Here is a 12,541-nt window from a genome sequence, read left to right as displayed (position 1 = left end):
GAGCTAACAACTATTTTTAACAGATAAAGTATATTTACTTTACCGGCTAGTAAAAAGGCTTTTTAATCGATTTGCCGGCTGCCTGGCAAAACCATAATATTTAAAACGCACCCATTAAATTTGCATCCCAATTTATTAAACAATTTAAAAACACAACCAGAACAAAACTATGGATAACAAAACAAATAGCGGAGAAAACATAGCCAACTCCGGCACTTTTAAAAAAATATTAGGCCAAGCCGAAAGCTACTTTAAAAAACCTTTACGGGTAAAAGAACTCTTAAACGACGCCTATAAAAAAGCCAGCGAAAATAAAGATGTAGGTACCATTGCCCACGATGTTTGGGATAATCTGCAAATTTTATTCCGCCTGATAAAAGCAACCGTAACCGGCGAGTACAACGGCATACCTACCAGTACCATAATTGGCGGCATAGCCGTACTGCTGTATTTTTTAACACCCATCGATTTTGTACCCGACTTTATTCCGGTAGTTGGTTTGCTTGATGATGTAGCTTTGCTGGCCTGGTACATGACCAGTATTAAAGGCGAAATGGAAAAATTTGTAGCTTGGGAAAAAGGCAACCAGGCCCAACAGGCTGCTAACAGCACCTTTACCGCTACCGCTGCCAATACGGTGCCTACTACGCCCCCCGATGTTTCTAACGATAATAACAATATAAACGATCCGGCTAACCAAGTATTGGTTAAAGACTTTACGGCCCATGACCTAAACCCGGAACAAACACCCGACGATGCTTCTATCCGGGCTACTTCGTCCGGTTCCGGCGAACCCAACGTTAGAGCTGCCACTACCGACAGCACCCGCATACCCAGTACAAATAACGACGACAGCCGGACCGGCGGTAATATCCGGTAATATACAATAGTAAGTAATAAGTTGTAAATAGGCAGACTTAGAAAACAATGAAAGGCTACATACTCTAAAGCAATTTTAGTAAGGCTATAATCCCTGATTGTTTAAATTTGAGTTCAAAATACTTACAACTTATTCCTTTCTACTTATTACTAAAAAGTAGTAATTTTGGGTATCTAACAGGTTAAATATTTGTGCCCAAATCTTCGTCGTACGCCCTGCAATCTTTACAAATTAATTTGCCTGACATTGGTGCCGTGTTGCTGCAACGCAGCCTAAAAGCCAAACGCATCAGTATTAAGTTACAACCACTTAAAGGCATTAAAGTAATTGTGCCGCCCCGCGCTACTTTCGACGAAGCCCAGCGTTTTCTGGAAAGTAAACTAGATTGGGTTAAAGAACATTTGCCCAAAATAGAAAAGCAGGAAACCAACCTCACAGTTTTTGTGCCGGGGCAAACATATTATACGTTCTCGCACCAGTTGCAATTAATACCGCATGCATTAGGCACCTTTAAAGCCCGTTTAACGCCCACCGAAATTCGGGTGTATTATCCAGCCTATCGCCAACCCACCGATACCGATATTCAGCAGTTTATCCGGAAAGCCCTGGAAGAAGCTTACCGACAGGAAGCCAAAGGCTATTTGCCCACGCGCGTAGATTATTTTGCCCGCCAGTTTGGGTTTACTTATAAGAATGTAGTGATTAAAAAGGCCGGCACCCGTTGGGGCAGTTGTTCTTACCAAAATAACATTAACCTTAATTTACATTTAATGCGGCTACCCGGCCACCTACGCGATTACGTAATATTGCACGAACTGGCCCACACCGTCCAGAAAAATCATGGCCCACATTTCTGGGCTTTGTTAGATAAAATTAGCGGCAATGCGGCGGGTTTAGATAAAGAAATGAAAAAATACCGCATTGATATTTATTAATATTTCCGGCAAAATATTACCCATCCTACCTGTTGCAGCTATCTGGTTTAAACATAAGTTGCCCTAAAAGGAAATATAAATCACCAAAACTTAAAATATTAAAAAACTTTTACTTTGGGGTTACGCGTCCGGTACAAACTTACGTATAAAGTAAATATTTACTTCCAGAGAAAGAACACCTCCCGGTTTATGTTGGCTAAAGCATTGTCCGTTCGTTTAGTTTGCCTGGTACTGGTAAATACCGCCTTGGTTATGAATGCCGCTTGCTCTGAGCCGCAACCCGAAACAAAAGCACGGAAGGAAACGCCTCATAAACAAATCCCGGTATTGGCTTACGTACCCGACCCGGATACCCTGCGGGTAGAAGACGATTTTGCCCGGAGCCCTTTTCTGCTCGATTCTATTTCGCTGGGCGAAGTCAGGAAATTAATGGGCACTAACGTGCAGGTAAAAAAAACACCCACGCGTAACCACTTTGTAAAAAATCAAACTGATACCCTGATTACCTTGCAAAAAAATGGTTCTTACATAACCTTATATGCCGTAAGTGCCGAACCGAAGTGCTTTTTTAAGGAAGCGGCCATTAACGACCCCCTACCTATTTTTCAGTACGATTTAAAAATTGGCCAGCGCAAAGCCGAGGTAAAAAATTTGTTTCCGGCTCTAAAAAGAGAAAAATATTTACCCGACAATATAGAGATTGGTGCCACCGAAGGCGCAGACTACATTTATTTAATATTTAAAAACGATGTACTCAAAAGGGTAGATTTTAAACCTTACCTGGATTAATTTAATATTTTTTTCTAAACCTTTTGCCTCTTAAAAACCAGTTTACCAGAAGCTAAATGCGCTAGAACATTCAGAAATAAAGTAGTTAATCTTTTAGGTAGTTGCCCAAGCAAAAGTACCTTGTTAGCGTTAACCTTATTTCCTGAAATAAAAAGAGGCTACCCTTACAGGTAGCCTCTTTTTATTTATTGCCCTAAACACTTTATACCGTTTGTTCCTTTGTGTGCGACGACACATAATTTACAAAGTCGCCTACGGTATCAATAGGTACTTCGTCAGGAATAATAATATGGAAGTTCTTTTCTAATTCCAGAATTATATCTACTACATCTACGGTATCAAACCCAAACTGGCTTAGGTTAGCGTTGGTGCGCAAACGCGAGGGTTTGATTTCTTTGGTGCGACTGATTATTTTGATAACTTCATTTTGAATAGCCGAAGTCGATTGTGTTCTCATGGTATTGAATTTAAGCAAGTTGTTCTTTATAAGTAGGATGCTTTACCGGCACAGAAGGTTGCATAGTTTTATTGCCTTTTATCTTTATTTTTAAAGTTTCGCTAATTAGGTACATGGCCGGTACCACTAGCAAAGTTAAAATTGTAGCAAAAGCCAGGCCAAAAATAATGGTCCAGGCCAATGGTCCCCAGAATACGGCGCTTTCGCCGCCTATGAAAAAGTGCGGCTCAAATTCAGAAAACAAGGTAAAGAAGTTAATGTTTAGGCCAATAGCCAAGGGTATTAAGCCCAGAATAGCGGCCGTGGCGGTTAATAATACCGGCGTTAAACGCGTTTTACCCGCCATTACCACCGCTTCGTGCAATTCGTAATCTTCACGTTCCCGCAGCACATCGGCAAATTCTACCAGCAAAATACCGTTCTTCACCACAATACCGGCCAGGGCAATTATACCCACGCCCGTCATTACCACCGAAATATTCATGCCAAAAATGGAGAAACCCAGCAATACCCCAATTAAGCTGAATATAATCTCCGACATAATAATTAGCGGCTTAGAGATAGAATTAAACTGCGTTACCAGAATCAGGAAAATTAACCCGACAGAAGCGATGAGTGCAATACTTAAGAAATCGCTGGTTTCCTGCTGGTCTTCCTGGGCACCGCCAATTTTTACTTCGTAGCCTTCAGGCGTTTTAAATTGCTGCAGGTTCTGCCGGATGGTTTCGTTTATTTCATTCGCATTATAACCCGCCAGCACGTTCGACGACAAGGTAATTACCCGTTTCACGTTTTTCCGGCGAATACCACCGTACGTAGTAGAATAATCGATTTTGGCTACCGACGACAACGGTATTTGCTTGATCTGGCCCGAAACCATGTCACGGAAGGTCAAACGCATATCCATCAGCGCATCAATATTAGAGCGGTAAGGCTCGGCATAACGCACCTGAATCGGGTACTCATCTTCATCGCGTTTCAGTTTAGAAGCTTCGTAACCAAAAATGGCCGTCCGTAATTCCGAACCAATCTGGGCGGTGCTGATGCCTTCTCGGTTAGCCCGAACCCGGTCTATTTCCACGCTTATCTGCGGATTTTTATCCTGCAAATCGGAACGCAAATCTTCGATACCCCCAATCTGCAACGAATCAATTAATCGTTCTACTTTACGAGCTACTTTAATCAGGGTGCCAAAATCTTCGCCGGCTACTTCAATCTGCACCGGTTTACCCACCGGTGGGCCGCCTTGCTCCTGGTCTACGGTAATTTCTACACCCGGAATGTCTTTAATTTTTTCCCGGATTTTATTCATATAAGTGCGTGAGCTCGGCCCGGTACGGTACTGAAACTCCCGGAAGGCCACGGTTACTTTACCTTTATTCGACTCGGCCTGGTAAGAAGCTTCCATTGGGTCGCCGGCGCCAATGGCCACGTTCGAAATAATAGATTCTACGTCGGGGTTATTTTCCCCTACTACTTCGTACACCCGCTTTTCTACCAACTTGGTTACCGAATCAGTAGTGGCCTGGTCGGTACCCACCGGCATCACCAAATAGGTATAAATAAAGTTCGGATCGCCCTGCGGGAAAAAGTCTACTTTAGGTTGTCGCATAATGGTAGCAATTACCGAAAGGACTAATAAAGCCACCACGGCTGCCAGCACCACAAACGGTCGTCGGCCCACCAATAAACTCCGCAGCACCCGCTCGTAAACATTCATGAAGCGCGGCAATACTTTTGTCTGAAAGCCATTTATCCAACGTGTAAACACGTATTTATTCAGAGCAATAAACAGCATGATAAATACCGTCAGGTTAGCCAAACCAATCCAGCCAACCAGATAGCAGATGCCGGCAAAAACACCCAGGCCAATCATCCAGTACAGGAAAGTCTTGCGGGCTTTTACCGGGTTAGGGGTTTCTTCTTTACCCATAAACGACACCGCAAATACCGGATTGATGATAAACGCCACCAGCAACGACGCCATTAAAGTAAGAATAAGCGTTACGGGCAAGAAGTACATAAACTTACCAATAATACCGGGCCAGAATAACAGCGGCACAAATGGTGCCACCGTGGTTAAAGTACCCGCCAGCACCGGCACAAACACCTCGCCGGCCGCAGCTTTCGCCGATTTTACAATATTCCAACCAAACTGGTGGTGAATGCGGTGCGTGTTTTCGATTACCACAATGGCATCGTCTACCACAATACCCAGAGCCAGCAAAAACGAGAACAGCACGATCATGTTCAAAGAGAACCCAAGCGCCGGCATTACCAAAAACGCCAGGAAGGCCGAAATAGGCACTGACAAGGCCACAAAGAGGGCGTTTGTCGTTCCCATGAAGAACATGAGAATAAAAGTTACCAGCACAAACCCAATAATAATGGTATTAATCAGGTCGTTCAGGGTATGGCGGGTCGTGTTCGATTGATCACCGGTAACGGTTACCTGTAAATCTTTCGGCAAGGCCGTACCCTCCATTTCCTTCAGAATATTGTTGATTTTATCCGATGCCTCAATTAAGTTCTGGCCGCTGCGCTTGATAATATTTAAGGTAATTACGGGTTTGTTATCCAGGCGGGCGTAGCTTTCGCGTTCTTTAAAACCGTCGGTTACGGTAGCAATATCGCGGAGCGGAATATTACCGCCGGGTAAAGATTTTACCACAATACCACCAATCTGGCTGGCATCGGTATATTGCCCTACCACGCGCACGGCCCGGCGCATTTCGCCTACTTTTAACAAACCACCAGAAATGGTCATGTTTTCGAGCTGAATGGCCCGCTGGATATCGGCAAACGTAACTTGGGCAGCCTGCATTTTGTACAAATCTACATCAATCTGCACTTCCTGTTCCAGGGCACCCACAATGTCTACCCGGTTTATTTCGGGCAAGGTTTCAATGCGGTCCTGCACGGCTTCGGCGTAATTTTTCAGTTTATCGCCACTGTAGTTACCCGATAGGTTCAGGTACATAATGGGCATTTCGGAAAAACTAACTTCCTGCACCTGGGGCTCGTTGGGCAAGTCGTTCGGTAAATCCGACCGGGCCCGGTCTACGGCATCTTTAATTTTTTGCTTGGCCGCATCCACATTCACATCGGTCATAAACTCTACCGAAATAATACAGAAATCCTGCATGGAGTTAGAGGTTACCCGTTTTACCCCCGAAATAGATTTGATTTCTTTTTCAATAGGCCGGGTTACGAGATTCTCCATATCGGAAGGCGAAGTGCCCGGATAAATCACCCCGGTCATGATGGTGGGGATAACAATATCGGGGAAGTTTTCTTTCTGGAGACGGTTGTAGGTAATAATACCGGCCAGCGTGATAATTACCGTTAGCACGTAAATGCTGGTTTTATTATCAATGGATAAGCTGGTCAGGAAAAACTCTTTGATTTTACCTTTGGTTTCTTTCATGATTTAAGCTTTAATTTCCGGGCGGCCGCAGCCTACCCGAAAGCCCATAATATTTTTACTTATTCAAAGCCACGGCCTGACCTTCGTTCAAATTTTGCTGGCCAGCCGTAACTACCTGATCATTGGGGTTAAGCCCCTTGGTTATTTCGGTATTACCGGCGTAGGTCTGGCCCAAAGTAACTTGTCGCTTCTTTACCACGGTGCCATTGCCTGCCTTTTCTACTACGTACACGTAACTACCCGACTCATCTTTCTGAATAACATTTACCGGCACCACCAAGGCATTCGGGTTATTATATTCCTGCACCTTTACCACCGCCACCATGTTGGGCCGGAGGGGTGCATTCATTTGCCCTTTAATTCTCATTTCGATGGGGAAAGAGCGGTTGGAAGTATTAATTACCTGGGTAATGGCCGTAACATTAGCCGGAAACTCCTGCCCAATATCCGGTAAAGACACAATGGCGTTTACCCCTTTGTGTAATTTACCAGCATGCGCTTCCGGAATATCAGCCACTACTTTCAAGCCAGTGGTATTTACAATCCGGGCCACTGGCATTGGCGATCCGGGGCCAACGGCTTCACCTACTTTCGGGTTGAATTCATCTATTACGCCGCTAATAGGTGCTTTAATTACATACTGTGCTTGTTGCTCGCGCAGCGTAGCCAGCCGGCGTTCCAGGGCTTCTTTGTTATTTTTAGCTTGTAAATATTGAATTTCAGTACCAATTTTCTGATCCCAGAGATTTTTTTGCTTTTCGTAGACGGTACGGGCTAAATCCAGGCTGGTGCGTAATTCGGCTACACTTTGGTCCAGAATGGCCGCATCTATGGTAGCTAAAACCTGACCTTTGCTTACCCGGTCGCCGCGTTTGGCCCGCACACTGGTTAATACGCCCGGCACTTTGGCGCTAACCACCACATTCTGGTCGAAATCTACCCGGCCCTGCACTTCTAAATAATTACTAAACTTCTGGGGTGTTACAGTTAAAGTGCCTACCGGCACTGCTGCCGCAACCGGGGCACTTAATTTACCTTCGGCCCGGAGCTGTGCTTCCAGGCTGGTAATCTGACCCTGGATTTCGGTTTGCTGTTTTTTAAGAGCCGCCAGTTGCTCTTCTTTGCTGCCCGCCTCTTTGTTGCAGGCCGATAAACCTATTGCAAAAGTTAAAATGAGCACTCCTATTTTATTATTCATAATTTTAAATCAGTGGGTTGGGAATATTATTTATTTTACTAAAGTGCCGTTCGCGCGCTGTAAATCTACCTTGGCAATAATGGCATCGTACACCGCGCCATAATAATTGGTTTGAGCCTGGCGCAGCTCGGTTTCGGCGGTAACTACCTCCAGGTTAGAACCTACTCCTTCCTGAAATTTAATATTGGCTACGCGGGCTACATCCTGGGCCAAGGTTAAACTTTCTTGCTGCGATTTAAGTACCTGAAGGGCATTTTGCAGATTGGTATTAGATTGGCGCACTTCCAGATCGATGCTTTGCTTCAGGGTTTTGAAACCATTGTTGGCCGTTTCCACAGCAATACGGGCTTGTTGCACCTGGTATTTCTTGCTCAATCCATCAAAAATGGGCACCTGCAAGCTCAGCCCAACCGAGCCAAAAGAAAACCAGTTCGGGAAGTTAGGCCCAGAATAACCTACGCCCATGTCTTTGGTGCGCAATTCCATTAAATCGCCTAAGGTGCGGCTACTGCCATTAATGCCGTACCGGCCGGTTAAAAACAAACGCGGGTAGTAACCAGCCAAACGGTTTTTAACATCCAGCATAGCCAAATCGCGTTGGGTTTCTAAAATGGCATATTCTATGCGCTGGCCGTAGTCGAAATTAGTTGCCGCTACTTGCTGGGCGTCTACCACCACATTGTCCAGTTTATCGGTTAAGGTTATCGGCTGATTTAAGTCCAGACTCATCTGAAACTTGAGCAGATCTACACTTAAAGCTTGCAGCCGTTCGGCTTTTTCTTTTTCTACTTTTAAGTTGTTGTAGCTTACCTGTAAGCGGTCCACATCAATCTTTTCAGCAAAACCTTGTTTGTAAATTTCCTGGGTTTCGCGCAGTACTCTCTCCAGGCGGGTCAGGTTCTGATCAAGTAAAGCCATTCGCTCGTGGGTTACCAGCACACCATAGTAAGCTTTGGTAACATTTTCTATAATGTCGCGCTCGGTTTGTTGCGCTTGCCGCTGGGCCAGGTTGGTGTAAACTTTAGCGGCTTTCAGGCCAATCAGGTAAGAACCATCAAAAAGCAACTGACTCCCGGTAATGGCTGCCGATCCGGCATAACGTAACCCAAAGGCAAAAGCCGAATAAACGGGCGCTACCGGTTCAGTAGCCGGTACAAACTCCGGCACCAGCACCACATTCTGGCCGCTATTAAGTTCGCCTAAATTTTGCGGTGTAATGGTTACCTGCTGCTGTCCGGCCGGGCCAAAATTAGATACATCAACCAGGCTTTTCTGAAGTTTGTAATTATCGGTTAAGTCTACGCCGGCACTAACCTGGGGCAAACCAATCGACCGGATTTCGCCTACCCTGGCTTTTGCGGCTTTTGTTTGCAGTTGCGCCGAGTTCATGATAGGCTGATTTTCCAGAGCAAACCGGATAGCCTGTTGCAAACTAAATGTTTGGGGAGCCGCAGTTCCCTGGGCCATTGCCCGGTAAGTGGTAAAAGTGCTTACCAGGCAAATGATTATGAATCTTTGTAATTTCATAGTTAAGATTATTTATTCTTCTGGGGCAGTTTGTTTATACTTACAAATAAGCTGGTGTCCTTTTAGGGTAGCAATGCCCATGAGGTAATGCTCCAGGCAAGCACCCTGCACCTCTCCCACCTCAAACTGGTCAGGCGGGTAAATTTCGGGATTAAACACCATCTCAATTTGTGCCAGTCGTAACCGGGCCATAACTTCTACATCTAAATCCGGCCGAAAAACTCCTTCGGCCATGCCCCGCCGAATGTTTGCCTTTACTTTTTCCAGAATACAAGTAGACTTGAAGTCGTTAAATAATTGCCAGGCTGTTGGGTAGTATTTTTGCAAATCGTAGAAAATAGACGAGGGCAGTTCGGCAAATAGCTTTTTATTGATGTTCTTAATTTTCAGGAGCTCATCTACGGCATTAACCGAACAACTAGCTAAACTTTTGCAACCTTCGTCTATATTTTGCAAATGCCTTTTAATAACCGCTTTTACAATTTCTTCTTTGTTTTCGAACCATTTGTATAGAGTTTTTTTCGACATGGCCAGGTGTAGGGCAATGTCGTCCATGGATACACTTTTAATTCCGCGGCTGCAAAAGAGCCGGAACGATTCCTGTAATATTTTTTCTCTTGTTTCCACGCGTTAGCTAACGTTGGCATAAAACTAAGGAAACTATTTTTGTTTCCAAAGTTTCCTACAAGTAAATTTTACCGCTTCTTTGTAAGCTTTAGCCATAACACAAACACAGTTATTAGTAGAACTACCGAACAAAGGTGTTACAGAAGCGATACTTGGCCAAACAAATCTCGGTAAGCTGGTGTTTTTTCCGGCTGAATGACAGAAATATGGGTTTAAATCGTGAAAATTGGGGTTTGAACAATTATTGTGCGGAGAGTAAGCAGAGGGAGAATGTATGGCATAGCCAATATTATTTGCTATGGAAAACTGGTTAACAAAACGCCTACTAAATTTAAAGAAATTGACTATTTAAGTAATGTTGTATTGGATTAAGTAAGTTATTCCTTTCAGATTAGGTTAGAAAATGTATAATAGCCCACTTTACCGCTTAAAATATTTAACAGTGCCAGAACTTTTAACCCAGTAAAAGTGTCTTTAACTTAAATCATAGAATTTTTATTTAAATATGGGCATATATTGCTTTTTAACTTAAAATATTCTTATTTTTACAAATACTTATTTATACCTATTGCTTACAAATTTTAAGGTTCAAAAAGGATTCATAATTTTTAAGTTTAATTTATAATATTAAGTTTAATTTATAATATATTATTAGTTATTACCCGCACTTACATCTACTCCAACAAACAAAATCTAATACTTAAATAATGCCTGTATAAGGGCTACTTTTTATCATAAAGATTCTGGCAAATTTATTTGTCTTTGTTTGGCATCATTTTTTCTTTTTAAAAAATAAATTTATTTATCAGGAGTTAATACATTATAGCTCTTGCTTAATTGTAACTCTATTAAATATCACTTTTTACAATTTATTTTTAATAACCAGTTTAGTTTACATGAGAAGTCTTTTTTTTACTTTTTTCCTTTTTATTACCTGCCAGGGGCTAATGGCACAAGGCTTAAATCTGGTAAATCCATCGCTTGATAAAGCAAATAAATACTTTGATGCGGGCCTTTACAAAGAAGCCGTAGCCGAGTACTCCAAAACCATTTACATAGAGCCTACTTTTATGCAAGCCTATAATAACCGGGGCTTAGCTAAATTAGAACTAAATGATTATAACGGTGCCCTCACCGATTTTAACAAAGTTATTTCGACTGAGCCTAAAAACGCCGAAGCTTACCGCAACCGCGCTACTTTAAAAATCCGGAAACAAGACTATGCCGGGGCCTTAACTGATTATGATAAAGCCTTGGCTTTGGGCGCTAACGATGCCGATTTGTTTTATAACCGGGGCATAGCCAAAGTAGTTTTAAAAAAACAACGCGAAGCCATTACCGATTTTGATAACAGCATCCGGCTTAAACCCGGCGCCGTTGAAACTTATGTAGAAAGAGCCTTTGCAAAATTAGATGTTCGGGACGCCAATGGTGCCCTGGCCGATTTTAACCAGGCCATTAAATTAGACCCTAAACTGGCAACGGCTTACTATGGCCGCGGGTACAGCCAGGTAATATTGAATAATAAATCTGGCGCCTGCTCCGATTTACAAAAAGCGGCGCAAATGGGTTCGGCCGAAGCCCGCGATTTACTGGCTAGAACTTGTAAATAAATATTTTTACTTACCCGTTAGTTTCTGATAAACGCTTGTTGTTTAACTAAAAAGCCTTGGCAAAACCAAGGCTTTTTAGTTTTGGCACCAGTAGTAAAACCTTTTAATTTATAATATGGTGCATTTGGTAGTTGCAAGTCAGTTTTGGGTAATTCCCGCTCATCTTTCAACTAATTACCTAAACTGGTTTTGCATAAGGCAAGGATTATTTTATATATTTATTCGCGCAATTATTAATCCCTTATAAATATGATTTTAAACACTGCCAGTAAAAAAATATTAGCTGCCGCTCTGGTAACTGGTATTTTCTCTTTATCAGAAAGCTTTGCCCAAACCCAGGGCCAGGGCGCTGTGCCGACGCCGCCTAAAATGACACCCCAAATGACAGAGTTTTGGGAACCAGAACCCAAGGTAGTTACCCCTGGTAACACGCCCGGTATGGCCGCTCCTTCCGATGCCATAATTTTATTCGACGGCAAAAACTTAGAACAGTGGGTTTCGGTAAACGACCCCGCTACGCCAGCCAAATGGACCGTAGAAAAAGGTGTGTTTACCGTTAAAAAAGGCACGGGCAATATTCAAACAAAACAATCTTTCGAAGATTACCAATTGCATATTGAGTGGCGTATTCCGGAAAAAATTACGGGTACCAGCCAGGGCCGCGGCAACAGCGGTTTGTTTTTATCGTCGGTAGGCAAAGGCGATTCGGGCTACGAACTGCAAATATTAGATTCTTATAACAACCGGACTTATTCTAACGGACAAGCTGGTAGTATTTACAAAGAAAGCCGGCCGCTGGTAAATGCCATGCGCAAACCCGGCGAATGGAACGTGTACGACGTAATTTACACTGCTCCGCGTTTTAAAGCCGATGGTTCTTTGTTTTCGGCGGCCCGGGTAACGGTACTTCACAACGGCGTACTTATTCAGAACGACACCGAAATTAGAGGTATTACCGAGTACATTGGGCTGCACAGCTACAAAGTTGCCCACGGCAAAACCCCCATTAAATTACAAGACCACGGCGATCCCAGCGAACCCATCAGTTTCCGGAATATCTGGATTCGTGAGCTATAATTAACCAAAAC

10 protein-coding genes are annotated in these 12,541 nt (G+C 43.4%); 5 read left to right on the top strand and 5 right to left on the bottom strand.

The genetic code is table 11. From position 1 onward, the window contains the following. Positions 1–169 precede the first annotated feature (169 nt). From ACO1R6_RS12985 to ACO1R6_RS12975, 3 genes are all read left to right on the top strand, one after another. The gene (locus ACO1R6_RS12985) at positions 170–880 is read left to right on the top strand and encodes a YkvA family protein (RefSeq protein ID WP_486265290.1); all 711 of its coding nucleotides are present in this window, start codon (positions 170–172) and stop codon (positions 878–880) included. A 191-nt stretch (positions 881–1,071) separates the two neighbouring features. Next, positions 1,072–1,815: a M48 family metallopeptidase gene (locus ACO1R6_RS12980; RefSeq protein WP_486265289.1), complete on the top strand. Its 744-nt coding sequence runs from the start codon at positions 1,072–1,074 to the stop codon at positions 1,813–1,815. A gap of 114 nt (positions 1,816–1,929) precedes the next feature. Continuing rightward, positions 1,930–2,604, top strand: coding sequence for a hypothetical protein (locus tag ACO1R6_RS12975; protein ID WP_486265288.1), 675 nt, complete (start codon positions 1,930–1,932; stop codon positions 2,602–2,604). A gap of 202 nt (positions 2,605–2,806) precedes the next feature. Here ACO1R6_RS12975 and ACO1R6_RS12970 read toward each other — a convergent pair whose 3' ends face one another. The 5 genes from ACO1R6_RS12970 to ACO1R6_RS12950 are packed head-to-tail and all read right to left on the bottom strand — an operon-like array spanning position 2,807 to position 9,840. Continuing rightward, positions 2,807–3,061 (bottom strand): acyl carrier protein, encoded by a 255-nt coding sequence (locus ACO1R6_RS12970; RefSeq protein ID WP_486265287.1) that lies wholly within the window; start codon positions 3,059–3,061, stop codon positions 2,807–2,809. Between the two features lie 10 nt (positions 3,062–3,071). Continuing rightward, positions 3,072–6,488 (bottom strand): efflux RND transporter permease subunit, encoded by a 3,417-nt coding sequence (locus ACO1R6_RS12965; RefSeq protein ID WP_486265286.1) that lies wholly within the window; start codon positions 6,486–6,488, stop codon positions 3,072–3,074. Between the two features lie 55 nt (positions 6,489–6,543). Continuing rightward, a complete protein-coding gene (locus ACO1R6_RS12960) occupies positions 6,544–7,686 on the bottom strand; it encodes an efflux RND transporter periplasmic adaptor subunit (protein ID WP_486265285.1) in 1,143 nt (380 codons plus the stop codon). 30 nt (positions 7,687–7,716) lie between these two features. Beyond that, positions 7,717–9,213 carry a TolC family protein gene (locus tag ACO1R6_RS12955; protein WP_486265284.1) on the bottom strand — a complete coding sequence of 499 codons (1,497 nt, stop codon included), beginning with the start codon at positions 9,211–9,213 and terminating at the stop codon, positions 7,717–7,719. 12 nt (positions 9,214–9,225) lie between these two features. Continuing rightward, positions 9,226–9,840 carry a TetR/AcrR family transcriptional regulator gene (locus ACO1R6_RS12950; RefSeq protein ID WP_486265283.1) on the bottom strand — a complete coding sequence of 205 codons (615 nt, stop codon included), beginning with the start codon at positions 9,838–9,840 and terminating at the stop codon, positions 9,226–9,228. An 896-nt stretch (positions 9,841–10,736) separates the two neighbouring features. Between ACO1R6_RS12950 and ACO1R6_RS12945 the strand changes: the two genes are divergently transcribed. Next, entirely contained in the window at positions 10,737–11,453 is a 717-nt protein-coding gene (locus tag ACO1R6_RS12945; protein ID WP_486265282.1) for a tetratricopeptide repeat protein, read from the top strand. A 249-nt stretch (positions 11,454–11,702) separates the two neighbouring features. Continuing rightward, positions 11,703–12,530 (top strand): 3-keto-disaccharide hydrolase, encoded by an 828-nt coding sequence (locus ACO1R6_RS12940; RefSeq protein WP_486265281.1) that lies wholly within the window; start codon positions 11,703–11,705, stop codon positions 12,528–12,530. The last annotated feature ends 11 nt before the right edge of the window (positions 12,531–12,541 follow it).

The sequence above is a fragment of the Adhaeribacter sp. genome, assembly GCF_057359045.1.
The sequence above is the reverse complement of the archived record's forward strand: the minus strand, read 5'-3'. Positions and strand labels throughout refer to the sequence as shown.